The organism is Pedobacter sp. 05L430 (assembly GCF_056397585.1).
The window spans coordinates 1-24,336 of record NZ_JBFTNT010000007.1 but is presented as its reverse complement, the minus strand read 5'-3'; the positions used below and the strand labels follow the sequence as shown (position 1 = coordinate 24,336).

At 39.1% G+C, this 24,336-nt stretch carries 26 protein-coding genes and 1 tRNA gene; 6 read left to right on the top strand and 21 right to left on the bottom strand.

Annotated elements, in window-relative coordinates; translation table 11 throughout:
- Positions 1-105: 105 nt before the first annotated feature.
- Positions 106-2,442 (bottom strand): glycoside hydrolase family 95 protein, encoded by a 2,337-nt coding sequence (locus AC1DG9_RS03320; protein WP_477634306.1) that lies wholly within the window; start codon positions 2,440-2,442, stop codon positions 106-108.
- Between the two features lie 323 nt (positions 2,443-2,765).
- Between AC1DG9_RS03320 and AC1DG9_RS03315 the strand changes: the two genes are divergently transcribed.
- Positions 2,766-3,668 (top strand): AraC family transcriptional regulator, encoded by a 903-nt coding sequence (locus AC1DG9_RS03315; protein WP_172661256.1) that lies wholly within the window; start codon positions 2,766-2,768, stop codon positions 3,666-3,668.
- Between the two features lie 124 nt (positions 3,669-3,792).
- Positions 3,793-3,865, top strand: a tRNA-Phe gene (locus AC1DG9_RS03310).
- 122 nt (positions 3,866-3,987) lie between these two features.
- On the opposite strand, the gene AC1DG9_RS03305 is transcribed toward AC1DG9_RS03310, so the two are convergent.
- From AC1DG9_RS03305 to AC1DG9_RS03295, 3 genes are all read right to left on the bottom strand, one after another.
- Positions 3,988-4,128: a transposase gene (locus AC1DG9_RS03305; RefSeq protein WP_288882274.1), complete on the bottom strand. Its 141-nt coding sequence runs from the start codon at positions 4,126-4,128 to the stop codon at positions 3,988-3,990.
- A gap of 37 nt (positions 4,129-4,165) precedes the next feature.
- The gene (locus AC1DG9_RS03300) at positions 4,166-4,369 is read right to left on the bottom strand and encodes a transposase (RefSeq protein WP_288882272.1); all 204 of its coding nucleotides are present in this window, start codon (positions 4,367-4,369) and stop codon (positions 4,166-4,168) included.
- An 84-nt stretch (positions 4,370-4,453) separates the two neighbouring features.
- Entirely contained in the window at positions 4,454-4,708 is a 255-nt protein-coding gene (locus AC1DG9_RS03295) for a hypothetical protein (protein ID WP_288882226.1), read from the bottom strand.
- Positions 4,709-4,894: 186 nt separating this feature from the next.
- Here AC1DG9_RS03295 and AC1DG9_RS03290 point away from each other — a divergent pair, with 186 nt between their 5' ends.
- Entirely contained in the window at positions 4,895-5,335 is a 441-nt protein-coding gene (locus AC1DG9_RS03290; protein WP_337717157.1) for a pyridoxamine 5'-phosphate oxidase family protein, read from the top strand.
- Positions 5,336-5,518: 183 nt separating this feature from the next.
- Here AC1DG9_RS03290 and AC1DG9_RS03285 read toward each other — a convergent pair whose 3' ends face one another.
- The 3 genes from AC1DG9_RS03285 to AC1DG9_RS03275 form a co-directional block, all read right to left on the bottom strand.
- Positions 5,519-5,899, bottom strand: coding sequence for a PH domain-containing protein (locus AC1DG9_RS03285; protein WP_288882223.1), 381 nt, complete (start codon positions 5,897-5,899; stop codon positions 5,519-5,521).
- A gap of 257 nt (positions 5,900-6,156) precedes the next feature.
- A complete protein-coding gene (locus tag AC1DG9_RS03280; protein WP_288882222.1) occupies positions 6,157-6,393 on the bottom strand; it encodes a hypothetical protein in 237 nt (78 codons plus the stop codon).
- A 4-nt stretch (positions 6,394-6,397) separates the two neighbouring features.
- A complete protein-coding gene (locus AC1DG9_RS03275; protein WP_288882220.1) occupies positions 6,398-7,540 on the bottom strand; it encodes a S1 family peptidase in 1,143 nt (380 codons plus the stop codon).
- 422 nt (positions 7,541-7,962) lie between these two features.
- Here AC1DG9_RS03275 and AC1DG9_RS03270 point away from each other — a divergent pair, with 422 nt between their 5' ends.
- Both AC1DG9_RS03270 and AC1DG9_RS03265 read left to right on the top strand, forming a co-directional pair.
- Positions 7,963-8,373, top strand: a complete 411-nt coding sequence (locus tag AC1DG9_RS03270) for a hypothetical protein (RefSeq protein ID WP_288882218.1) — start codon at positions 7,963-7,965, stop codon at positions 8,371-8,373.
- A 29-nt stretch (positions 8,374-8,402) separates the two neighbouring features.
- Positions 8,403-9,095, top strand: a complete 693-nt coding sequence (locus AC1DG9_RS03265; protein WP_288882217.1) for a CPBP family glutamic-type intramembrane protease — start codon at positions 8,403-8,405, stop codon at positions 9,093-9,095.
- A gap of 584 nt (positions 9,096-9,679) precedes the next feature.
- On the opposite strand, the gene AC1DG9_RS03260 is transcribed toward AC1DG9_RS03265, so the two are convergent.
- The 6 genes from AC1DG9_RS03260 to AC1DG9_RS03235 form a co-directional block, all read right to left on the bottom strand.
- Positions 9,680-10,207, bottom strand: a complete 528-nt coding sequence (locus AC1DG9_RS03260; RefSeq protein ID WP_288882215.1) for a GNAT family N-acetyltransferase — start codon at positions 10,205-10,207, stop codon at positions 9,680-9,682.
- A 238-nt stretch (positions 10,208-10,445) separates the two neighbouring features.
- Positions 10,446-12,302 (bottom strand): tetratricopeptide repeat-containing sensor histidine kinase, encoded by a 1,857-nt coding sequence (locus AC1DG9_RS03255; protein ID WP_337717161.1) that lies wholly within the window; start codon positions 12,300-12,302, stop codon positions 10,446-10,448.
- A gap of 212 nt (positions 12,303-12,514) precedes the next feature.
- Complete coding sequence (locus AC1DG9_RS03250) at positions 12,515-14,104, bottom strand: MFS transporter (RefSeq protein WP_337717163.1); 1,590 nt, start codon at positions 14,102-14,104, stop codon at positions 12,515-12,517.
- A gap of 2 nt (positions 14,105-14,106) precedes the next feature.
- Positions 14,107-15,153, bottom strand: coding sequence for an HlyD family secretion protein (locus AC1DG9_RS03245; protein ID WP_288882209.1), 1,047 nt, complete (start codon positions 15,151-15,153; stop codon positions 14,107-14,109).
- Positions 15,154-15,164: 11 nt separating this feature from the next.
- Positions 15,165-16,499, bottom strand: coding sequence for a TolC family protein (locus tag AC1DG9_RS03240; protein WP_288882207.1), 1,335 nt, complete (start codon positions 16,497-16,499; stop codon positions 15,165-15,167).
- Complete coding sequence (locus AC1DG9_RS03235) at positions 16,486-16,740, bottom strand: hypothetical protein (RefSeq protein ID WP_288882206.1); 255 nt, start codon at positions 16,738-16,740, stop codon at positions 16,486-16,488. The genes AC1DG9_RS03240 and AC1DG9_RS03235 overlap by 14 nt, the downstream gene beginning before the upstream one ends.
- An 88-nt stretch (positions 16,741-16,828) precedes the next feature.
- On the opposite strand from AC1DG9_RS03235, the gene AC1DG9_RS03230 reads away from it, so the two are divergent.
- Complete coding sequence (locus AC1DG9_RS03230) at positions 16,829-17,617, top strand: AraC family transcriptional regulator (protein WP_337717165.1); 789 nt, start codon at positions 16,829-16,831, stop codon at positions 17,615-17,617.
- Positions 17,618-18,339: 722 nt separating this feature from the next.
- Here the strand turns inward: AC1DG9_RS03230 and AC1DG9_RS03225 are convergent.
- The 8 genes from AC1DG9_RS03225 to AC1DG9_RS03190 form a co-directional block, all read right to left on the bottom strand.
- Positions 18,340-20,157 carry a glycoside hydrolase family 2 protein gene (locus AC1DG9_RS03225; protein WP_477634305.1) on the bottom strand — a complete coding sequence of 606 codons (1,818 nt, stop codon included), beginning with the start codon at positions 20,155-20,157 and terminating at the stop codon, positions 18,340-18,342.
- Positions 20,158-20,333: 176 nt separating this feature from the next.
- Positions 20,334-20,912 (bottom strand): Crp/Fnr family transcriptional regulator, encoded by a 579-nt coding sequence (locus tag AC1DG9_RS03220; RefSeq protein WP_288882202.1) that lies wholly within the window; start codon positions 20,910-20,912, stop codon positions 20,334-20,336.
- Positions 20,913-20,942: 30 nt separating this feature from the next.
- Entirely contained in the window at positions 20,943-21,959 is a 1,017-nt protein-coding gene (locus tag AC1DG9_RS03215) for an NAD-dependent epimerase/dehydratase family protein (RefSeq protein WP_337717169.1), read from the bottom strand.
- A gap of 507 nt (positions 21,960-22,466) precedes the next feature.
- On the bottom strand, positions 22,467-22,715 hold the full coding sequence (locus tag AC1DG9_RS03210; RefSeq protein WP_172661391.1) for a hypothetical protein: 249 nt from the start codon (positions 22,713-22,715) through the stop codon (positions 22,467-22,469).
- A 20-nt stretch (positions 22,716-22,735) separates the two neighbouring features.
- The gene (locus AC1DG9_RS03205; protein WP_337717171.1) at positions 22,736-23,047 is read right to left on the bottom strand and encodes a hypothetical protein; all 312 of its coding nucleotides are present in this window, start codon (positions 23,045-23,047) and stop codon (positions 22,736-22,738) included.
- An 89-nt stretch (positions 23,048-23,136) separates the two neighbouring features.
- Positions 23,137-23,532 carry an SET domain-containing protein-lysine N-methyltransferase gene (locus AC1DG9_RS03200; protein WP_172661393.1) on the bottom strand — a complete coding sequence of 132 codons (396 nt, stop codon included), beginning with the start codon at positions 23,530-23,532 and terminating at the stop codon, positions 23,137-23,139.
- Complete coding sequence (locus AC1DG9_RS03195) at positions 23,529-23,942, bottom strand: SET domain-containing protein-lysine N-methyltransferase (RefSeq protein WP_172661394.1); 414 nt, start codon at positions 23,940-23,942, stop codon at positions 23,529-23,531. Before AC1DG9_RS03195 ends, AC1DG9_RS03200 begins: the two co-directional genes overlap by 4 nt.
- A partial coding sequence (locus AC1DG9_RS03190; RefSeq protein ID WP_477634304.1) for a hypothetical protein occupies positions 23,942-24,336 on the bottom strand: 395 nt, incomplete at its 5' end. The genes AC1DG9_RS03190 and AC1DG9_RS03195, both read right to left, overlap by 1 nt.

Here is a 24,336-nt window from a genome sequence, read left to right as displayed (position 1 = left end):
TACTAAAAAAAATGAAGAAAATGCGACTAACCTGATCAACTCAGATCAAAACAGGGTTAATCTTTATTAAAATACATCACAAATTGATTGTAGCTATCAATTTTATTACAATCTGGAAGCCATTATCTCACTGATCTTTCCATTTACCTTAACTTTTACCCTTTTTGGATGGTTTGAGCTGATGCGATAACTGATAATCTTACCCTCTTTCCAACTCATATCAACTGTAAAATTTCCTCTTGCTCTTAGACCTTTAATCGATCCGTAAGCCTTCCAGGCATCAGGCACAGCGGGCAAAAGATCAATAAAGCCGTCATGACTTTGTATTAGCATCTCTGCGATTCCTGCTGTTGCGCCAAAGTTTCCATCAATTTGAAAAGGAGGACCTGCCGAAAGCATATTAGGATAAACACCACCACCTGCACCGTAGTTGATATCAGTTCTCAAGGTGGGTTTTAAAATCTCTTTAAACAGCTTAAATGCGCGATTCCCATCATGTAGTCTGGCCCAGAACAATAGTTTATAAGCAATGGTCCAGCTAGGGCCATCATCGCCTCTTACTTCAAGTGTTTTTTTTGCTGCCTCAGCAAGATCTGGGGTTGAAAGAGGTGTAATTAATGACGCTGGGTATAAACCATATAAATGTGATATATGACGGTGCTGTAAATCTGTTTCTTTATAATCTTCTATCCATTCCTGAATTCTTCCATCCTTACTGATTACCCCTGCCGGAGGAACAGATTTCAGTTTTTCCTGCAGTTCGTTTCTAAACTCTGCGTCTACATTTAAAAGCTTTGAGGCTGTAATTACATTAGTAAACAATTCTCTTACAATCTGATTATCAATGGTAGGTCCCATGGATATACTTGCCGTTTTACCATTTGGAAGATAGAACGTGTTTTCGGGCGATACCGATGGCGAGGTTACTGACCAACCAGTTTTTGGGTCTTTTATCAATACACTTTTATAGAATTTAGCAGAGCCTTTTAAAACCGGGTAAATACTTTTTAAATAATTAACATCCTGGCTAAAAGCATAGTGATCCCACAAATTATTACACAACCAGCCTGATCCCGCATTTGTTGCCCCCCATGAGGCACTCTCTCCTGGCTCTGTAAAGCCCCACACGTTGGTAATAACGTGGGCAATCCAGCCATCGGCATTGTAATATGCCTTTGCGGTTTTCTCTCCTGGTTTTACAAGACTCTTAACCAATTCTGCCAGTGGCAAATTCAATTCTGAAAGGTTTGATACTTCAACCGGCCAGTGGTTCATTTGCACATTCACATCTAAATGGTAATCGCCATTCCATGGTGTATTGATTTGGTTTGCCCATAACCCCTGAAGGTTTGGGGGAAGCAAGCCTACTCTGGTACTGCTTATACTTAAATACCGACCAAATTGAAAAAATAAGACAGGTAAAGATTTATCATCTGCAAAGTTCTTATAAAAGAGGTCTAACCTTTTATTAGTGGGAAACTTAGCTGATTTTCCCTGTCCCAAATCTATATTTACTCTTTTWAAAAGCTTGGCATAATTTAAGATATGTTTCCCTTTTTGGAGTTCATAAGGAGTTTTTAAAGCAGCAGATAACAATTGCTTTGTTTTCTCTTTAAATGCAAATCCTTTAAAATCTGTTGCAGCAGAAACGTAAATAACTAATTCTGTTGCATTTTTTACAATAAGAACATTCCGATCTACTGTAACCTTTCCCCCCTTCAACTTTGTATTTACCCTGGCCTGATATTGCATCCCCTTGCCATCAGTCCCATTATCAAGTTGACCATACATTTGMAATTCAGTTCCCTCGGTTTTTACTACTGATTTTTCTGATCTGCTAATAGAGATTTTGCAATTYAATTTTCCGGGTTTATCAGCTGTTATTTTGATCACATCAATATCCCCACTAAAGCTTGTAAAATACTCTCTTCTATAGTTTACTCCATCTACTTTATAGCTGCAGTTGGCTATCGCTTTATCCAGAGATAATTCTCTGTGATATGCTTCAGGAGTTATTTCGTCAGGCTTTAGGTTTCCGTAGTTAAAGTCAATTTCGAGATTTCCGAGCACCTGGTATTTGCCCCATTTTTCGCCTCCAGAACCCAGTCCTTTACAAACAAAATCTTTATTTACAAGATCCTGGGCTTCATCGTTTTTTCCTTGAAGTATCAACTCTCGTATCTTCGGCAAACTTTTGTAAGCTTCGTAATTATTAGCATCCTGAGGACCACCCGACCAAAGTGTAATGTCATTTAATACAATCTTCTCTTTCGATATCCCGCCGTCTGGAGTCATACCTAATCTTCCATTACCTAGAGGCAAAGTTTCTTCCCATATTTGTGCAGGTTTGTCGTACCATAAATTTAATGGCTTTTGTTGCGCGCTAACTTTTAAAGTAGCATAGGCTGTTAAAAAAAATAGCGAAAATAGTCTTCTAGTCATTCGGTTTGTTATACTTGGTTGCTATATGAAGGTAAAAGTAGCTGGTCTTGATTTCTTTTAAAATGTACAAACTTTAAAAAAGAATGGATTAAACTATCTTATCTCTGTTGAAAAAGTTAAGGATTAAACAAAAATAGACGACAGACACAAATAAAAAAATAGCAAAAACATTCATCGACATGAACTATTCACTTATCAATAGCATTATCATATCTTAAGAATACACTAATAAAATACTATTGCTAGACTAAGAATGATCAATCCCATCAAATAGCAAACCCAAATAAGAAGAATAATCCCTATACTTGTTAGATACATGACACATGAACGAGAAAAAAATACAAGATGGATTTGAGGGAGAAAAATACATCAGTATCCCAGCCTCTGCGTGGAAAAGTGTAATTAAGGGTAATCGCGTAATGAATCAACTATATGTTACCTATATCGGTTATTTCCCAAAAGCGGCTTACCATTATAGAGAAAGACCCGAGGGCTGTACCGATAATATACTGATCTATTGTACCAGAGGAAAAGGATGGTTCATCATCAATGACAAGCGCTTAGATGTTGGTCCGAATGAGTTTATTATTGTACCAGCTACAAAAGTAGCCATGAGTTATGGAGCAGACATAAATGATCCATGGACAATTTATTGGGTACATTTTAGTGGGAAGGACATCGATACTTTTAACAAGGAATTTAACATTAATCTTTATGATGGTGCACAGCAAATTTTATTGAATGAAAAGGGCATCCAAATTTGGGAATCCATGTACCAAAATTTAGAACTTGGTTATAGCAAAGAAAATCTAACAAATACAAATTTATGCATGTATCATCTTCTGGCTACTTTTCTTTATCCCGAAAAGCATAGTAGCGTTAAAGTTCAGGATGAAAAGAATATGATTAAGGAAACTGTGGCGTACATGAAGAGCAATTTAAGTGAGAGACTTACGGTCGAAGATCTTGCGAGTAAAAACAACTTGTCTACCTCACATTTTTCAAAAATGTTTAAAAAGTCTACAGGTATGTCTCCAATGGATTACCTGATTCACCTGAAATTGCAAAGGGCATGTGTACTCCTATACAATTCGGAAACCAAAATAAAAGAGATAGCTACTTCTCTTGGTTATGACGATCCTTTTCATTTTTCACGATTATTCAAAAAAAGTATGCGCATTTCTCCAAATCAGTACCGGACCAACAGAAGGAAAAAGCTTGGATAGAGAATAACAAAAAAAAATAAACACACAGATAATCAACTACTAATGCGACAAAGTGAAATTATTTTAAAAAAAGATTTTGTCATCCAAAAAAAGACACTACATTTGCAATCCCAAACGGGAAGTAGGTACGGTAGCTCAGTCGGTAGAGCAATGGACTGAAAATCCATGTGTCGCCGGTTCGATCCCGGCCCATACCACTACTTAGAAAAGCTCAATTTCATAACGAAATTGAGCTTTTCTGCTTTAAAAGGCACATTTCCGCTCCAATTTCAATGGGATCAATCCCAAAACTTGTGGAGCGAGAATGATTTTTTGCTTGCTAAGCATATAGTTGAGTTAGTCTGTACAGGAAGAATTCTATGTTTTTCACACCCCTAAATAGATTTCTAAACGCCTTTATTTTTGCGTTAAAAGATTCCGCTGAAGCATTGGTAGATTTGTTGTCAAAGTAGTTGAGAATAGTTTAATAGTGGTTTTGTATCGAGCGAGCAATTGTATTAAATGCTTTGAAACCTGTTTGCCTGAGGAAAACAACGTTTGCAGATCAATTCCATATTACCTGCCCTATCCAGGGTAACTTCAGTTACTTTTTTTCTTGCTCTTTCCGGAATCTTTTTCAGTACTGAAATGACGGTTTCCGCTTTGGTGCCTGCTACAATGGTAACAATGGCTCCTTTCTTACCTTTTGCTGCTTTGTTGATAAGGATCGTGTAAAGTTCACCATGAGAAAGACTAGTTTCGTCTATAGAAAGCTGTTCACCCAGGTTTTCTGGATATAACAGCCATTATTTTGCATGTGATTTCTGGTCCCAGCTCTTAAAATCACTAAGGTAATCACGATATTGCCGAAGTAGGTTTTTAGCCTTTACCCCATAGAATGAACTGATCGTATCAACCCTATTCGGGGCTGTAACAATTGCGGAATGCAGGTCATTTGCTGAAGTTTTCAATTTGAAACCGCGAATGCGAATCATGATAAAGATGAAATAAGGGAAGAAAGGAAAAAGCAGTTGTTCACTCCTTAAGCTACATAACCTCATTCAGAATTTTGAGCTTGCTAAATACCTCACTAAAAGTGATATAGATCATATTTATTTCCATACCTTCTTTCCATATTTGATTTAGGATACGCTTATATAAGAATAAATAGCTGGATTAAACAAACATCAATATGGCAATTGTTTACTGAAAATTAAATTGGGTTTAAAATTTATCAATCATAGAAAATGTTAGGAGACCTTAATAAAAAAGAGCTTATTGATTTACTGGAAAGCCAGGTGATTGGCAGGATCGGTTGCCATTCCGATGGTGAAACGTATGTAGTACCGGTTAATTATGTGTACAAAAACAACGCGGTTTATGCGCATTCGGGGAATGGAAAGAAAATTAAGATGATGCGTGCCAATCCAAAGGTATGCTTTCAGGTAGACCAGATCAAGGATACCTTTCGCTGGAAAAGTGCTATTCTTTGGGGAGATTTTGTTGAACTGACTGGTGAGGAACGTCAGCAGGCCATGCAGGGTATTATACACCGGATTATGCCTTTAACCAGCCGGCCCTCACAAGAAACCTCGCATGGAATTCAGACTGAGGAACACACCAGCCTTGTCGTATTCAGAATCGACCTGACAAAAGCTACCGGAAAATACGAAACCCATAACTTATGATCATAATTTCGTTTCACCTGTGATAGGAGAACATTTAAATGCCTCTATTTTCAAATATTTATGGTCATACCAGTCCTCCAGGTCCGGTAAGGTCAAACCCTTAAATGGAATATAAGCCGCATCTGTCTAAAAGGGATCAATTGCTGCCGGACTTCCCGCTTTTTCTTTTTCCCGGAATAGAAACTATCCTAAAACATGATGTGCAAGTACTTTCTGTACCTCAAAAACATTCACTGATTTATTGAATTTCTTACGGATACTTGGAATAGTTTCACTGGATACCCAGATTTTTAATTCCGCATCCAGGTCAAAAGTACCAGCTGTTTCCACACTAAATCTGCTAATCGCTTTATATGCAATAGAAACATATTCCGTCTTGCTTCCCGTCAATCCCTGAACATCAACAACGATCAGTCTTTTATTGGTAAAGATGAAAGTGTCCCTTATCAATTTAAACCCCATTTCGATCTCTTCATTAGCTGTAAGCAGTGTCCCGTAGTTTTTCCTTACCTCGTTCTGACTTACCGCGCCGGCATTGCCCATTAATGCTGAAAATAACCCCATATTGTATATATTTTTAACTGATTTAAAATTAGAGGTAGCAAGAGGAATAAAGTTACAGTACGTCCGATATTTTGAATTTATTTTTCATAGGCTACCACTTGATAGGCACAATTAAAAATGGCAAACAAGTCCCTCTAACACTTTCCGCTGAAGAACTGTTTGAGGGTTATCTGGCTTGTTTTACGATTCATTGTATCATCGTATATACTGATCAGTTTGAGCATCCAAACCTGAAGTTTACTTTGACGGTTGAGCTGCTATTCATTACGAAATTCCCGCTCGGTAGTTTGCCCTTGGCATCGGCATACAATATCCCCGAAAAACACTAAAAAACCATTGTGCCCGCCATTGACCTTCGTAGCCTTCCACAAAAGCCTGCTCGTATTCGCATCCAGTTTGTAAACAATCGGCTTGGCAGCTGGCTGCTGCCTTGCCATAGTTGTATTTGCCAAGCAGAACAGTACGGCCAATAACACTAAATATTTCTTTTTCATTTTTTTAAGGTTTAGCATTTAATTTTTCCAGCGCGGCATGAGCCTCATTGTCTTTACTGTCATTTGATTTTACCGACTGTTGATACGCGGCTATGGCACCAGTATTATTTCCAACCGCCAGCTCCGCTTTGCCCAGCAAGTTATAATTCTCATAAAAATGGAGGTTCACTTTGATGTTAAACTTCAGGATCGCCACAGCATCTTCATTGCGCCCCTCAGCCAACAGCTTTTCTGCAGTTTCCCTCAGGCCATTGCGGTTTGGGCTGCGCAAATTGTACACATAATAATTCTTTGGATCTTTAACCAGATTCTGATACAGCTTGGTCGCCGCCCCAACACCATCTTTGATTACTGTATTGTAAACCAATTCCCCATAATCCTTTTTTGGCTCATTAAGCCCCGGTTTGTTATCCAGCACATCCTTTAGGTATTCATTGGAGATCGCTACAGAAACATTCCCAACCTTAGAACCCGCACTGCCCGTAATGATCCCGATCAGGTAACCATTGGCATCAATTACCGGCGAACCACTGCAGCCGCCCTTATGCGTCTTCATGTCCCGCTCAATGAGGATATCCATTCCGTATTTCTGATATACTTTTCCTTCATGAACCGTACACAGGCTGTCATCATAGGCACAACTCAGAATATAGACCTTCTCTCCCGGCTTCACTTGTGTATAGCGGGGTTTCAAGGGGTATAAATTTGACGAACTCTTTTTCACTGTAAACACAATCCAGTCCCGGTCCTGTATGGTAGAGCCCTTAGCCTCCAGCACTTCATTCGGGTCTTCATTCAGCAATTTGCCGATCACCGCCGAATCCTGTGTATCACCTTTTGGCCTCATCACCCATTCCTTAAGCGCAGCATTGACTTCAGTCGCCTTGCTTTGTTTATTTTTTGCGATCCAGAGGATGTGCTTGCCAGTCGCCGCCAGCGTGTCCTTACCATTGTCAATTAAAAAACCCGTACCCGCATACTTAAAAGAAGGATGAACGTAGCGGTCACCATTTTTAAACTGCACCTCGTTGATCAGCGCAATCTTCGGCCACTCAGAAATCGGCTTGTCTACCCAGCTTTCCTTTTGCTGGCCATAACCCGCCAGCGAAAAGCACATTAGCATCTGAAATAATAAATTAGTTTTCATCTGAATATAGTTATTTACCCAAACCTAATTTAAACAGCCCATTTCGGCATCAACAACATTGTAAAAAGAATTGTAAAAAATGTAAATTCAGATTAAATAGTGCCGCTATCATCTTTAAGAACCAATTTCGGTATGTTTCTCAGCTGAGTGACAGCAGTAAGACACAAGAGAAACAAAACAAATAAATAATACTACTAAATATAAATATCTCAAATCTATCTATTTGATCTATTCAAAATCCATTAGCTATCGCAAGTATCGACCTCCCCATTCGTCAACACCTAGGTAGTAAAGTTTAACAAAAAATTATATAAATCCGATCCAAAGATCGTCTGGTTCTCAAAAGGTTATAAAAAAAACTTAAGCATTTAAAGAACCGAAAAGAATATCTAAATTCATTTCCAATATCCTATCTTTAGTGCATGAAAACGCTTTTATTGATTTGTTTATTGGTGTCCACTTCCTTTGGGTTAAAAGCTCAGGAAGTCGAGATCGATCAGGTGATTGGCCACTGGGAATTAAAGGATATTCCTAAGGCTGCCGGGAAAGAAGTTGTTCTGGTAGATTCTGTTTATGATGGACGAGCTTTTGAAAATCATACTTTACTGAATGTTGGTGGCAATTTCCCAAATCAGCTGATTTCGGTGTTCATCGATAAAAAGGATTATGACAAATTTGGCGGGGATGTCTTGAAATTATACCAGCACAAAAAGATCAGTGTACACGGTAAGCTATCTCTGCATAAGGATAAACCTCAGATAGTGGTTACCGATCCTAAGCAGCTGAACAACCACCTGAGCTGGAAACAAAAAGTGCTCAATGTGATCTTCTAATTATTGCTGTCTTTTTATTTTTCTGATACATGCTGGAATCGCTCTCTGCCTATTTGCAATATTTAAAGTCCCCACGCTTACTTGTTTTAAGTAAGGACAAGAAAATGCTATGGAAGGATTTGTTATGGTTATTAGTTTTAGATATAGCATTTGCTACGCTCATAGGAGTAATCTACTATACGCTACTGCATTTCAAATTAATCAGGGAATATGAAGAATTCGACATCTTTAAGTATGGGTTTCTCCTGGCTATGTTCTTCGGTGTTGTATTTGCCCCGATTTCTGAGGAATTGCTATTCAGATGGCAATTGCGTAAACCTAAATGGAGTATCTTATTTGTATTGATCTCTCTTGAAATCGTAGCCTGGACTTTTACTAAGAATGACTATGCATTATTTTTTACTGCCATTGGATTGTTGCTGATTGGCCTAACAACTGTTTTGGTAATGAGCAAATTGAACAGATTGAAGAAAGTGAAGGTCTTCAGGATGTATTATGTTTTCTTATTTTATTATACAGCCATATTATTTGGATACGTACATATCACAAATGCCAAGGGATTGACCCTGGCAGACCCAACATTCATTTTTTACATTGGCTCCCAGATTTTTGGAGGTTTAACCATGGGGTATCTTAGAGTGAAGTATGGTCTAAAATACGGCATCTTACTACATGCAACCTTTAATTTGATTGCGGTTCCCCTGGCTTGGTGGATGTCTTAGAATTTGTCTAGTTTATTGTATTGACGCGAAGCCGGATTTTTTATTAAGCAGTGATAAGATTTTCGCTGAAGAACTGTTTGAGTGCTATCTGGCTTGTTTACGATTCATTGTATCATCGTGTGTCTTGGGGACTATTCCATATGTGGCCACCTCTTTCGCGGAATGTGGCCTAATATTACGGCCCAAAATGATCAGTCGATTTCGCTGAAAAGTGGTCAATAGGCTCATTTTAAGCTGTTTTTAGCCTCGAGAAAAGCACTATGGAGATAGCTCATTTTGATCATCAACAATCAAAACGCTAAAAACAAAAAAGCTTGTCTAAGAAATGGCTAAGGTTGAATTTTAAATCGAAACAAGCTTATTATCTCGATGGTTCCTTTGTGTTTTTTGCGGGAACTAACATTGATCATGATTCTCGTCTATATGTTAGTGGATCCGACGGCTTTAATCATCAGCAAGCTTTAATGAACACTTAATTCATTGATTTTACATTACTCGCCTCATTTTAAAACCACCAAAATTGGGGAAGAACCACTATCTGAGAAATATACATGTTGCTTTACATAATCTTTTACTTTCCATAATTACCGTGATGCAAAACTTTGCAGGTCAATTTCAAAACGACAACAATTCGGTTCCTTTTGATAATGAACCGGCAGGTCTGCGGTGTCAGTCAATTTAACTATTCCTAAAAAATTAAATCCCGCCGAGGTATAATGCGCTATAAGTTTTGTGTTGTTACCCAGTGTGTCTAAACGTACAAATCTTTTGCCCAGTTGTCTTGCATACTCCCTGGACCATTCTACGATTTTCTCTATGTATCTGTTCCCGCGTAATGTCGGGTTTGTGCAGATCCGGTGGATGTAAATCGCATCATTCCTGTCTTCTTCTCCCCAGATCTCCTTGTCTTCAAAGGTAATGGCCCAGTTGCAGGCGATTAAATTGTCCTGGAGGATTTTCCATTGCCGGTTTTCTGTGATTTCATTTTTAATGAATGTGTTTTTAAAAACTGGCCAGACTACCATTTCTTTCTGAATTTGCAAACTCCTTGCCGCTTCATAAAGCGATTGAATTTCAGCTACGTCAGTTATTAAACAATTCTTAATCTCCATATCTTATATTTTTTCAAAGGCAATATCTGTATAAATGGAGGATTTATAAAATCCGTATCTTGCTAAATGTGATTTAACTACGGGCTGGGGTACAGGAAAACTTTCAGAATAATCAGGGGAATCTATAAGAATAAGAAGCGAATAGAAGAACAATCGACTTTTAATGTGGCGAAAAAAATTGCGAGGTTAAATTACATTTCAATACCGATCAGGAAACTCATTCAATATCAATAATTGATTATACTTTGGCGGGAATTGTATAGGAGAATACTGCCCCGTGTGGCGTTGCATTCTTAGCCCAGATTCGCCCACCAAGCTTTTGAATAAAATCCTTACACATGGAAAGCGCTATTCCTGCGCCGTGCTGTGTAGATGAACCGAAATTGCTGGATATTGAAAATAGTTTGCTGATGGTTTGTTCATCCATCCCCTGACCCTGATCTGCAACAGATACAATCATTGAATTGTTTTCCAGTGTATAGGTAATCACAATTTCGCCGCCCTCCGGGGAAAATTTAATGGCATTGGACAGTAAATTCCGGTTAACAAATTGTAGCATTTCTTTATCCGATGTTGCAGTTACATGCTTTGGAATTTGATTAAACACTGTTATTTTTTTCGCTTTTAGTTGTTCCGAAACAATATCTGCTGATTCGCAGAACAGATCATGGAGCACGAGTGTTTCTGCTTTATACTGGTAACCAGACAACTGCTGCTTGATCCATTGCAAGATGGTGTCAAATGATTCCAGCATACCCCTGGCTTGCCTTTCTATATCRCCATAAAACTGTTCCATTTCTGTTTTTGTAAATTCAGGATTGTCTTTCATTAAGCCTGCAATGCCTATTGTAGAGACAAGTGGTGTTCTGAAATCGTGAGCTAAAATAGAAAAGAGTTTATTTTTGAATTCATCAGCTTGCTGCAAGGTTTTATTTTGCTCCAGAATTTTTAGATTAAGCTGCTGCAGCTCACGCTCGTGTTTACGCGAAATCTGGTATAAACGATAAATGAAAAGCAGTAAGAATAAACCGGCCACACAAACCGAAACCAGCAACCATATTTTGGTCTTGTTATTTTTGTTTACCATACTTAAAACAGCATTATCACCTTGCATCGCGTTGTACTTAATGTAGTCCCCAACAAATTTTTTCAGCTTCTGGTTCTCTTCTGCCATCGCCCCTTCAAGTAACTTCTGAACATTGATGATTTGATCTTTATTACCCTTCAATGTAGTATGGGCTAAAATATTCGTCAGTATAGGTATTAATTCCAGGACATAGTCCTTTTCTTTGGCCAACTGATAGCTACGCCAGGCATAATGCAAAGCGCTGTCGGGCTGGTTAGCATAATAGTTGCTATAAGCGCTAAGTATGTAAATTTCCTGATCATCAAGCTCATATTTTTGTGCTTCGGCCAAAGCACCGCCAAGCAGCTTCAGTGCTTCTGCAGAACGGCCTTTTTTTACTAAAAAATCGAATTCTAACTCCTTTACAGCAATTAGCACCCGGTGATCTTTGTACATGGATGCAATTTCCCTGGTTTTGTTAATGTAATACTGGGCACTGTCATTTGAAAGAGACGGATTGCTCATGCAATAATTTGCGTACACCAGGCTCATGATGCTATCTCTTCTTCCTGTCCTAATAACCTGTCGAAAAAGATCAAGGCCTTTTGTAGAATCACCAAGACTCAAATATACATTCCCCATGTTCATTACGACCTGACTCATATTTGCGGTATCCCTTTGAATCTTGTAATCAGATAAAGCCTGAGTGTATAGTTGAAGCGACTCTTGATACATTCCCCTAATATAAAGTACAGAAGCGATTACATTATCCGCATCTGCCTTTCCCTTAGGATATTGCAATCTGGTAGCCATAGCTTTAGACATCATACCATAATAAAGGCTACTATCAACATTCTTCATGTGATAAAGCATCCCCAGACGATTTATGGAATTGACATAACTAATGCTGTCTTTAATGAAGGGCAGCTTTTGCTTCTCTGCTCCTATTAGATTAGACTGTCCCTGCACGGTGCCATAACAAAATAGCAGAATCAGTAAAAGATTGTGTATTAATTTTGATGGGCGCATGATTTCTGTACAAATAGCTTAAACTAATTTATTATTAATTTCAACAAATACTGCCAACTAAAAATCCTGGCGTCTGTTCATTTCATTTATTTACAGGTATTTTGTCTTTCTATTTAGGTTAATAAGCAATAATTTTCCATCATAAAAAATTCCAGATAAAAATCGGATAAAAAAATGGTTACAGAATTTGCACACGCTTATTTAAAAATGGCCTAATAAGGRATATTGCTCTTTTTTAACCGTAAAACGACCTTTTGAATCTGTGGTGTAAAAATCAGAATAACAATTACTATCAGGACGCCAACGAGCATCAAATCATAATAATCGCGTGTAGAACGAGTCAATATCTGTTCCCGGACAAAATTATTGAAGTAACCTGTCGATACGCCTTTCGCTGTATAGGCGTCGCTACCGGCATTCATATAGCTGCTTTGTATATCCAACAAAGTAACAGGAAGTTGTGCGGCCGTCTCGATCAGCGCTTCACGGAATTTCTCCCTAACCGCAGATCTGGTATATAATTGGAGTTCATTATTAATAGCGAGACTGGTAGTAAAACCGATAAAACGCGCGAAAATACCAATCAAGGAGGCGTTTATCGCAATTTTTGGTGGTGCTGCGGATGTGGTGAATGAAACAATTGGAACAAATAATACGCCTGTTGCAATACCGTATATAAACATAGGGAGGATAAAATCAATCGTTTCACCCTGAACGGATATAAAATTCAGCATGTATACGTAATACAATGCCATGATCCCAAAACCGGCTATGATCATCCTTATCAGGTTATAGCCCATCAAGATCAACCGGGAGGTAACAAACATACTCAGGACGGTTCCCGCGATCACAGTTAACCATATTGGGATAGTGCTGAGGGGATCATTGCCCAGGACATTTTCCAGATAACCATAAGTAAGTCCCGTACTTCCTTTAAAAATATAAAATGTGAAAAGCAAAAGTAGTCCGAGGACGAAATTCTTTGCCTTGAAAATTTGTAAGTTGATCAATGGCCGCTTGATTTTTCGTTCCCTGATGATAAAAAGGATTAGGATCATTGAACTACTTAAGCTCAGCAGAACGATTATCCGGCTGCTGAACCAGCCCAGCTGCCGTCCGTAAATCAGGATGTATCCCAATCCTAAAATAAAACATACATAAAAAAGATACCCCATCCAATCTATCTGGTAAAGCGGAACCTTTTTTGTAAACCTGGCTTTGCTGCTCATCGTCAGCAATACAATAAGGGCCAGGATGATGAGCAGGATATTGAAGCCATAGAATAACCAGTTGAAATCAAAATAATGAAGTACCATACTGGAATAGATCGAATAAAGTGGAACGGATATCTGTATACCGCAATACAGAATGGAATAAGCGATGACCCTTGCACGTGTAGATTTTAATCTTGGAAATATCAGATTCAATACGATTCCCGACATGAGTGCACAGGTAATTCCCTGTACGAACTGACAGATGATGAACGATGTCCAATTCCTCATATGAAAGCAGATGACGGAACACGCCGCGTTGATGGCAAGTGCGACCAGCAGGCATTTCCTTGGCGAAAAGTATTTCACTATACGAAAATCCAGTGCCAGGAAAGCCACTGTTGAACCATAAATAACAATCATGGCGTATTGAACATCATTAGGTTGTATGCCATAGAAACCCATTGCCGCGGCAGGGCTGCTGTATAAAGCAAAACTAAACAGGCAGGTCATCAGGATGGCGAATATTACAGATCTTGCCATCCATTCTGGTACCCAAAATTTAAAGACGGGGATTTCATGTGGCTGCATCACTAATCCCTTAAAATGTAAACATTGGCATTCATTCCTGCAGAGAGTTTAGCGAGTTTTTCCGGCTTGTCGGTGAACCTGATCCTGACTGGTATACGTTGTGTGATCTTGACGAAATTACCGGTCGCATTGTCCGGAGGGAGAAGCGAATAACGAGCGCCTGTGGTTGGAGAAAGTGATTCTATGGCGCCGTTAAATTTTTCACCCGGAAAAGCATCCGTTTCTATCATAACATTTTGATCCGTCCGGAAATGGCTGATCTGTGTTTCCCTGAAGTTGGCGATCACCCATTTTTCTTCTGATCTGTTGACTAAAAATGCCAGCGTTTGGCCAGGCTGTATCAATTGTCCTTCCTGAATGGCTTTTTTCCCCATCTGCCCGTCAAATGGAGCTGTAACGACCGTATATCTGACATCAAGCTCCTGCCTTTCAAGCAGGGCTTCCTTGAGCTTGATTTCCGCTGCTATAGCCGCACGCTGTGCTTTAATGTCATTCAGCTTGGATAGAGATACCTGCAGGGAAGCTTGTGCCTGATCAAGATCAGATTGCGTGATCAACAAAGAGGTGCTAATGTTATCGAATTTTTGCTGAGTAGTAGATTCATCAGCCAATAACTTTTTATAGCGATCGAATTCTCTTTGCTGCTGATTTAGCTTTGCTTTTGCCCCTGAGAGCTGCGCTTTGATGACCTGAATGCTTCTGATTTGCGTTTCCTCATTGGAAGCTAAAATGGGTAATTTGGCCCGCGAACCCATTAATTCTGCTGAAGCGGCATTCCTTTTAAGTGCATATTCGTCAAGCGCAATGATCACAAGCGTATCTCCTTTTTTAACTTGCTGATTGTCTTTGTAATAAATTTTACTGATATAACCGCCGACTTTTGCATTTACAGGTGATAGATAAGCGTCTATTTGGGCATCGTTGGTGTATTCGTAGCGGTATCCTTTTAGAAAATAGATGACGCCCCAGGAAATGATTGCCACCAACAGAAAGATGCCCAGCCACTTGGTTATCACTATGATCATTTTATCTATTTTAATTTTGTCCATGATATATTGTATTAGAGAATTCCTATGATTGCCAGTAAGCGGATATGGCTGAGTTTTAAATTTGTTTGTGCAGTTGTTAGGTTGAACTTTGCTCCCAGCAAAGTATTTTCTGCATCCAGAAGATCGGTCAAAAGCGATTCCTGATTGAGGTAACTGTTTCTGATGACCCGAACAATTTCTGTAGTTTTGATAATATCCTTTTGTGCCGTTTCTACGCTTTCCAACGACTGTTGCTGCTGTAAGTAAGCTTCTTTCACCTGAATAGAGATTTCGTCCTTTTTGATGCGTGCGTTTTCTTTTGCTTCGTCATTTACGACTTGAGCGCGTGCAACAGCGTGTTTGTTTTTGTACAGGTTATCAATCGAGAACTGCACCTTGATCCCGGTTTGCCCAAACCCCCATAGATCATTTGAGTAAGGATAAAATGAGATCTGGGGGTAGTTGTAATTGTAATTGGAATACAAGGAGACTTTTGGTAACAAAGTCGCCTTCAGCTGCTTAATACTCATCTCTGTCAACTTAATATCACTATTCACGATCTTGTAATCCGGTGATTGATTTAACGCGATATCAATATAATCGGCATAGGCCGAACTTTTAAAAGCACCGGTTTCAAAACCGTCTTTATAGGAAATAGAAAATTGCGCTTCACCTTCGCGCCCCATTAGCATATTCAGCCGTTGTTTAGTGATGTCAATTTTCTTTTCAACATCTGAAAGGCTTAATTCCAACTGGGACAGTTTGACCGAGGTTCTAAGCACATCACTTTTTAGTACAATGCCATTTCTGTTCATATTTTTAATGAGCTTTAGCTGTTTATTTTCTGCAGCGATCTCTGCCGTTATAAACTCCCGGAAGTGCAGGTATTTATAGAGATCGTAATAAGAAACAGCAATATTGAATTTTACACTGTGCTTTTGCAGATCCTGCTCATATCGGCCACGTATTTCTTCTTCCTGCTTGATCTTAATAGTTCTTCTCTCTTTTCCTCCGCTAAAAAGGCCCAGGTTAAAGTTATAGCCAAGTCCATATCCGTACTCGGAAACGGGCACATTCTGTGGAGAGGAGAATAATCCATTGTTGTAGATCAGGAACTGTGAATTAAGCTTGAGATCTCCGCCTACGGAGAGTTCCGGCAGCAAACGGTCCTTCGCTTCAAGCACCTCTAATTTACTTTCAGCAACATTTAGATCAGAAAGCTTTAACTGCCGGTTATGGCTTTCTGCAACTGCCCATATTTTTTCTAATGAAAATACATTAACAGTATCAGGTAGTTGAGCTTTAACAGGCTGCACGAACAGAAAGATGATCGCTTTTAAAATCGCTGCAATTTTATATCGTTTCATCTGAGTGTTTTTTTATATTGGTTTTAATCGATCTGCGCTGCCTCCAGGTTTTGATCATTCTGCTCAACTCATCGATGACAGATGAAAAGTCCATCACAGGCATTAAACCGCCTGAGCATGCAGGAAAAAAAAGATTGAAAGTAATGAGTTGTTCCCTGAGCGCTCGTTCATCATTGTTATGATTTATGTCCTGCTTTTCAAGAACTAAATTAGGGTTGGTTTCAATTGTCTTCTGCTCCATAATGACATTATTAAATTCATTACAAAAGTATCCCGACTGGCGTTTAGTGTTTTTATATAATAAGCCTAATATTTGTTAAATTTGGCCAATGAAAACGCTTCAACAGCTTATCGACAATGTTGACCAAAATCCCGGCTCGATCCTGGTAGTGCGACAGCAAACAGAACAGCGGTTACCATCGCACCAGCATGATAAGGCTCAGTTACTCTTGGTCTTTGGAGGTATCGCCTACCTGCAGACAGAGGAAAATGATTTTTATATTCCGTCCAACCATTACATCTGGATACCTAATAATTATCCGCATAACCTGATGTTTAATGCGCAGGACCTGTTTATAATCAATATTTACTTTCCGAAGGAAAACGGGGACAGTTTCTATAATGAAATGGGAATTTACCCGGTAAGCAAACTATTGTATGAAATGCTTTCTTTCAGCGAAACCTGGCACGGGGATTATTATGAAGGTTCATGGGAATATGAGTTTTTAAGAACACTGAGGAACGTGCTTTCGAAAGAAAACCTTAAAAAGTTTTCGATCCAGCTCCCCACCACCAATGATCAGCGGCTCAATGCTGTTGTTGACCGGCTCCGAAGTCAATTGAATGAAAACCTTACGTTGGAAGCGACGGCCAGTCAATTGGGCATGAGCGTGAGAAGTCTGACCCGTCTATTTCAGGCAAAACTGCATATTACCTTTATCCAGTATGTAAAAATGCTAAGGATTATTCGTGCGATGGAATTGATCAAAGGCACCAGCCTGAATATGACAGAAATCGCCTATGAGATCGGATATTCTAGTATATCAGCATTCAGTAACAATTTTCATCAATTGACAAACATGAGGCCTACTGAATTTAAATCAATGGCTGGAGTATAAGGCATATATATCAGTATTAAAAACATAAAACACAATTCCTTACTGATGTCTACGCGTTGCCTTTAATATAAACTTTTCACAAACCTTACCGTCTTCGATTCCTCGAAAATAAAGTTCAAAACCATACTGTATATTTCGCAGATAGTGGTTCTTCCCCACTTTGGTGGTAGAATAAATTTGTAGTCAAACAGAGCATTCCCATAGCTCCTGAATCACTCGCTAAATAACTGATTGAAAAAACTAAAGATATCAAAGCTGAACTTCTATTGTTGGGAGGGGCTAAAAGCCATCATTATCTGTCCATCGAATTGGATCACTTGGAAAATTCTATACCACATGTACCGCGTATGCAATTTGAGAAACTTAGTCATTTGGCATCAGATAATAGCGAAAGTCCGTTGGTTATCGCAGAAACACTATGGAAATTCTTTTTAAATACATATTCAGAGAATTTGATTATTAAGTGATCGAAAACCGAGTCGAGCCGCGTAAGAGACTTTGCCAGCCCCTGCCGAGCCACTCGGCCTTTAAAATTATGATAATTAGCTAACAAGTCCAGCCTACAAAAAGTTTAGATTTTTTTAACAGAAAATGAACTCGAACATAACGAACGACGGATGTCTGGCTTCTTTTCAGAAACCGGATTTGTTTTTTAATTAATTTGGAATCTACAGGCAACTGCATTCATGTTAACTCCTGCTCCTACGGAAGCATAAATCTTATCATTTCAACTTCTTGCCTTCATTAATCACTGCCTGATTAACCTCTTTAATTCTCTCAACATCCATTTTCTCAAAGGCACGGTCATAGGTCAAAACACCATTGACTTCATGCTCCACATCTGTCGTTTGTGTATAGACGGCAACACTCAGGCCTTTATATTTCATGAGCTGTTCAACCTGATCTAACAAGAGGATGTAACGGTCTGTAAGCGCAGTTTTGGTAGGCTCATAACCATACGCATTATTTTCTACAGGCCACATATGTCCCCTCACAAACAGACCTACGCCTCCAAATTCACCCAGTGAGGCGGCTCGTTTATCATCAGGCACAGAAGCATCGTTAGGTMCGATGTAAATATGGGTATCTACAAAATCTCCATTTCCAGGATCTCCGGCTGCTTTCTGGTACCCTGGATTGTTGTTGAAGCCAGAGTTGCCATTTACAAGTCTTGACGGATCATATTTTTTTACCCAGTCAGTAATTTCTTTTACGTCAAATGCACCCCAGTTTTCATTAAATGGAACCCAGGTAATGATAGAAGGGGAGTTGTAATGATCGTCCATTATGGCTTTTAGTTCCTTACGGAAAACTGTTCGTGTTCTGGCTGTATCTTCATGTTGGTACCAAATGGCCGGCATATCCTGCCAAACCAATAAGCCAAGTTTGTCTGCCCAGTAATAAAATCGTTTTGGCTCAGTTTTCATATGCTTCCTAATCAAATTGAATCCTGCCCTCTTGGTAAATTCCACATCATATTTCAGCGCATCTTCTGTTGGTGCAGTCAGAATTCCGTCCGGCCAGTATCCCTGATCAAGGAGGCCGACCTGCATAACGAATTTGTCATTCAATAATGGCCTAATGACCCCGTTCACTTTACCAAGTTTCACATCACGCATTCCGAAATAGCTGGTTACCTCATCGGTAACTTCGCCGTTTTTACTTCGTAACGTCAACTTCAAATCATATAAAAAGGGCTCATCTGGAGACCATAGTTTTGGATTTTTAATTGGAATGTAAAATGTAGTTCCAGCTTCGGATTTAATCTCGGAAACCATCTTTTTCCCATCAAGTACCACCGCAGAAACTTGGGCAGCGTCTGCATTCACCTCTACCTTCAGGCGACTATTGGCTAAATCAGGCATCAGGCGGATGTTCTTGATGTAATTTTTATTTACCGGCTCAAGCCAAACCGTTTGCCAGATTCCCGATGAAAAAGTATAATCGCCACGAGGACCATTCTTACCTGACGGCGCCCGGCCATCGTTTGGATCATAGGAGGCAACAATAATTATGTTGGCGCCCTTTTTCAAAAAAGGGGTAATGTTTAGGCTGAAAGCATCGTACCCACCGGCATGTGATCCGGCTTTTTGTCCATTGACAAAAACAGTCGCGTCGTGATCAACAGCATCAAAATGGATAATGATTTGTTTATCTTTCCAGGAGTCTGGGATTTCCAGACTCCTGCGGTACCACATATTTATTTCCTGTTTTCTTTCAATTCCGGACAGTACAGACTCCGGACAGTAAGGAACAAGTATCTGCTCACTTTTGTCACCGAAGTTTATGGGTTTTGATGGATTGAGAGCATTCATGACATCTTTACCCCCAATATAGTCCCATTTTCCATTCAAACACAGCCAATTCTTACGCTCAAGCTGAGGCCTGGGGTAGTCCGGGAATGGAATTTTTGATTCTATAGCCACCTTCGTCCACGCTGTGGGTAATTTAGCAACCTGACCCGCTGATTTCTCAACTGAAGCAAAAATCACTAACAAAAGGACGGCAAAAAAGAGAATTTTGATGTTTTTTTTCATCATTAAGAACATTAGTCTTTAATTAGGAGTAAATTCTTTTATAAATATATAAATATGCTTTAAAAATCTTGTGGTTCACTACAGTTTTAATGATCATCAAGAGAAGATTCTGATCATTTCCAATATACTATAGCAATTCTGGAAATTAGCTGTGGGTTGATTACTGAAAAAACGCCTTATTAGGAAAGCAATTTCCTCCTGATGCGACTCAGACTTTCCGGTTTCATACCAAGAAAGGAGGCAATATAAGTAATGGGAACATTGTGTAAAATTCCGGGATAGTTCTCTATCAGCTTTCGGTAGCGCTGTTCAGCTGAAAGGGTTGCCAGTTCCATAGAGCGGGTTTCGTTATAGGCAATGGATTGCTGAAAAACGCCAATACTAAAGTCTTTCATCGTCAGACTTTTTGAAGTTAAGCTTCCCAGGTCTGCCTTTGTAATCCGCAACAATTCACATTCCGTAATACATTCTACATTGTCATTGGATTTAGCCTCATTCACAAAAGAGAAGTAGGAGGTAAAAAAACCCGGAGGGCAATTGATGTGCGTGGTAATCTCATCACCGGTTTCATTGTAATAAAATAGGCGCAAGTAACCGGAAACAATATAGTAAAGGTATTTTGGCACTTTTCCTTCTTCTTCAATAATACGATTTTTTGGGAAAAGTACCGGCTCAAAATATTGGACAATCAGGTCCATATCCGCTTTTGAAAGCGTATGACCTGATTGGATAAAGTCAATTAATTTCTGTTGCAGCATACCTCTAAAAGTCCTCCAAATTTACAATAACTATTTTAATAAAGCTTTATGCGCCATTAAGTATGCCAGGGCATCCGTTACTGCCCTTTCCGGTTTTTTGGGATTAAAGCCCAATTCCTTTCTGGCTTTGCTGATATCGAAATTCTGTTGCAAACCTGAAAACATGGCGATGTCCTTTCTTGTCAATACGGGTGCCTTTTTGCTTATTTTGGCTAAACACTCCATTATCCCTGCAATAGCAAATAACATAAGTTTTGGAACAGCACCAGGAATTTTAAGCTTTAATTCCGGATATAGCTCATTGGCAAGCTTAGTAGTATCGGTGATCGTCATACATTGTTCATTGGCCAGTATGTAACGTTCTCCACTCCTTCCTTTTTCTGCAGCGAGCCAACAGCCCTCTGCTACATCTTTTACATCAATCCAGTTCAACGTTATTTTGGTGTCGACAGGAATTTGCTTGTTCAAAATAAGTTTAAGTACTCCGTAGGATACATTAAGCGGCAAAAAAGCTTCGCTGCCAATCATAGCGCCAGGCATTACGGCTACAAGTTCTATACCTAAATCTTTTGCCAGTTGGAAAGCTAACCTTTCACCATCATTTTTAGAGTTGTAATACATATCCCTTCGATCAGGATTGTACCCATAACTCTCCTTTGTTGGTAATTTCGCATAATCCAATGCGGCGATTGAACTGACATATACAATGCGCTTTACACCAGCTTCCGCAGCGGCCTCTATGGTGTTCTTTGTCCCCTGAATATTGACATCATAAATTTCTTTTTTGGCATCTTTAGCCCAAAGCTTGAACGAGGCACCAACGGCATAAAAGGTTTCTACACCTGCTAAAGCTTTTACAAAAGAGGGTTTGTCGGTAATATCTGCCTGTACTACCTCACAGTCCAATCCTGTAAAAGGTATTTTGTCATTGATCTCGCGGACAGAGGCCCTCACAGGGATCCCTTTATCAATGAGCAGCCTTACCAGGTTATTCCCCAAATGTCCATTTGCCCCCGAAACCAGTGCTAGTTTTTTCTGTGTCATCATGTCTTATAGTTATTGAAGACACAAAGTTCCTACAGAAATTCCCCGATACACTTGACTTTTGTTAGGAAATGGATCTGGGTGGAGATAATTCTACAATGGTCTAAAGCAATCCTATACAATAGAGATATTGTGTTTCGTTTTACTTGCTCCTTTGTGAAAACAATGTGTTCTTATAGTAAGCGCTGGTTAGCATTTTTATTGTGAATAGATGTAAATACATATTCTGAGAAATAACAAAAAGCTATCTAGTAGGGCAATAAAAAGAGTTTTGTGTGATTTTTCCGTACTGGCATCGTACTGAGAACCCTAAATCAAAGACTTTTTTGGGTATAAAAAACCCCTTTAAAGCTAATTAAAGGGGTTTAAAACTATCTGGGTCAGTGATGACGCATAATTTGAGTCATTTTGTGGACGAATTGATTGAAATTGGAGTTTTTTCGAAAATTCTGCAAAAGTAATCAACCTTATAGTTTGTCTATTATATTTTGCTATGAATTTAAGCAGATACTAGTTTACAGGAGTGAGCTTGCCCATTTTTGTTGATGCTGGTGCAACTTTTGAGGTGGATGCATATTTGATGGCAGGGGCAATTTTTGCATCCTTTTTACCAATTGCTTTATTACTTTGTTGACCGACACTACTTTTAGCCAGTGTATCAGCTTTTGGTTTTACTGTTTCTTTTTGTACAACTATTTTTTGTGCCTTAAGCCCGGTTACAATTAACAAGGCACTTAAAAGGGTCAATATCTTTTTCATGATTTCTTACTTTTATGAAGTTACTTATTCTCGTTCTTAGGTTTGATTGCTGTTTTATTTGAGTCAACAACGGCGGATGGCACGCTATCAGTGCGTTTTTTATTTTTCTTTTTAAATAGGCTATTCAGTTTTTCGCTGACTTTGTTTATGGCTTTATCTGTAACATTGTTGGCAGATTTATTGACAGCCTTGTCCACAACTTTATCGGTTGATCGGTCAACTGAGCTCGCTGTCGCAGTTTTTGCTTTTTCTTTAAGTTTACGCAATACCTGTGCTTGTGCTATCCCCCCTATACCAAGAGTAAGGAAAAAGATAAAAATTACTTTTTTCATGGCTTTAATTTTTTCATGATTTGCTTTCTTCTGGTAAAATTAGGCCAGGCGCGGACATAGGTCAATCATTAAAAAAGATGATTTTTCAATTAAAGGGGAATGATTTCCCTATCTACAAACCATTTACTATAATCTTTACCGTATTCGCCMCCATAATTGATGCATATCTCCGTATGCGCCTTTATCTGCTCATGAGCTGTAAATACCATCTGTCTTTCTTCCCTATTGAGAAGATATACGGCATTGGGATATTGCCTGTGGTTATACATGGATCCAAAACCCATGGTTAACGACAATGTATTCTCTTCTTTATTGAAATAAAAACTATAATCCATCAGTGGTGTGGTACTTAATGCGGTAAATTCTTCGGCTGCGATAATGATAACTGGACAAACTTCTATAATATCTCCTTCAGAAATAGCTGTATGGCAGAAAACACCCCTACCCTTTCCCTTTATCGTTTTTAAATACAGTTGTTTCTTCATTGTTCATCCGAATTGGGAAAGTATACTTCAGCCTTATCATCTGGCTTACCATTATAGTTAATGGTTATTTCACAGCCTTCTTCAATGGTTTGATAGGCATAGATATTAAGGGCATTTTTCTTTCTAGAAAAAGTATAAAAGGCATTCGCGACTGAGGAATGATTGTAAAAAGAGGCATAACCAAAACCAAATGCAGTCTTTTTTTCGGGATTGCCCAATAAAAAGTAATAATGAAAGAGCTTGGTAAACCGTAAGGTCTCCCTCTCGTCATTTGACAAGAAAATAACAGGAGCCTGTTCTATCAGACTTCCTCTCCTTATTTTGCTTTTCGCAAATACACCACGCCCATGAAGCGGGCTTTCCTTAACTTCAATATGCTGTGGTTGCTCAATGTTGCAATTGAACAGCATTAGTTTCCTTTTTGTTGGGCAATTTTTGCGTCTTTGGCTGCTCTTTCTTTTGCGGCTTTATCTGCTGCTTCCTTTTTAGGATCAGTAGCAGCAGCCTTCGGGTCTTTTACAGGGATGGTTTTAGGATCAGCCTGCTGCGCAATTTTTGCATCCTTTGCAGCCCTTTCTGCCGCTGCTTTAGCTTCAGCTTCCTTTTTGGGATCGGTAGCCGCAGCCTTAGGATCTTTTACTGGTGTAGAAGTACCAGTAGTTTGGCTACTTCCGGGATTTACCGTTTCTTTTTTCACCACGGTTTGCGCTTTCACTGCTGTTACCAATAGCAATGAACCTAAAATGGAGAAGATTTTTTTCATGACATTTTTGATTAATGAGTAAAATTTAAATAGCAGGATAC

Coding starts and splice junctions, on each gene's coding strand:
- AC1DG9_RS03220 (WP_288882202.1), bottom strand. CDS start 20,912: ATGCTGCAACAGAAATTAATTGACTTTATCCAATCAGGTCATACGCTT.
- AC1DG9_RS03295 (WP_288882226.1), bottom strand. CDS start 4,708: ATGAGGTTATGTAGCTTAAGGAGTGAACAACTGCTTTTTCCTTTCTTC.
- AC1DG9_RS03205 (WP_337717171.1), bottom strand. CDS start 23,047: ATGAAAAAAGTAATTTTTATCTTTTTCCTTACTCTTGGTATAGGGGGG.
- AC1DG9_RS03270 (WP_288882218.1), top strand. CDS start 7,963: ATGAAAACGCTTTTATTGATTTGTTTATTGGTGTCCACTTCCTTTGGG.
- AC1DG9_RS03315 (WP_172661256.1), top strand. CDS start 2,766: ATGAACGAGAAAAAAATACAAGATGGATTTGAGGGAGAAAAATACATC.
- AC1DG9_RS03265 (WP_288882217.1), top strand. CDS start 8,403: ATGCTGGAATCGCTCTCTGCCTATTTGCAATATTTAAAGTCCCCACGC.
- AC1DG9_RS03235 (WP_288882206.1), bottom strand. CDS start 16,740: ATGGAGCAGAAGACAATTGAAACCAACCCTAATTTAGTTCTTGAAAAG.
- AC1DG9_RS03290 (WP_337717157.1), top strand. CDS start 4,895: ATGTTAGGAGACCTTAATAAAAAAGAGCTTATTGATTTACTGGAAAGC.
- AC1DG9_RS03195 (WP_172661394.1), bottom strand. CDS start 23,942: ATGCTGTTCAATTGCAACATTGAGCAACCACAGCATATTGAAGTTAAG.
- AC1DG9_RS03230 (WP_337717165.1), top strand. CDS start 16,829: ATGAAAACGCTTCAACAGCTTATCGACAATGTTGACCAAAATCCCGGC.
- AC1DG9_RS03215 (WP_337717169.1), bottom strand. CDS start 21,959: ATGATGACACAGAAAAAACTAGCACTGGTTTCGGGGGCAAATGGACAT.
- AC1DG9_RS03280 (WP_288882222.1), bottom strand. CDS start 6,393: ATGAAAAAGAAATATTTAGTGTTATTGGCCGTACTGTTCTGCTTGGCA.
- AC1DG9_RS03285 (WP_288882223.1), bottom strand. CDS start 5,899: ATGGGGTTATTTTCAGCATTAATGGGCAATGCCGGCGCGGTAAGTCAG.
- AC1DG9_RS03245 (WP_288882209.1), bottom strand. CDS start 15,153: ATGGACAAAATTAAAATAGATAAAATGATCATAGTGATAACCAAGTGG.
- AC1DG9_RS03240 (WP_288882207.1), bottom strand. CDS start 16,499: ATGAAACGATATAAAATTGCAGCGATTTTAAAAGCGATCATCTTTCTG.
- AC1DG9_RS03275 (WP_288882220.1), bottom strand. CDS start 7,540: ATGAAAACTAATTTATTATTTCAGATGCTAATGTGCTTTTCGCTGGCG.
- AC1DG9_RS03260 (WP_288882215.1), bottom strand. CDS start 10,207: ATGGAGATTAAGAATTGTTTAATAACTGACGTAGCTGAAATTCAATCG.
- AC1DG9_RS03210 (WP_172661391.1), bottom strand. CDS start 22,715: ATGAAAAAGATATTGACCCTTTTAAGTGCCTTGTTAATTGTAACCGGG.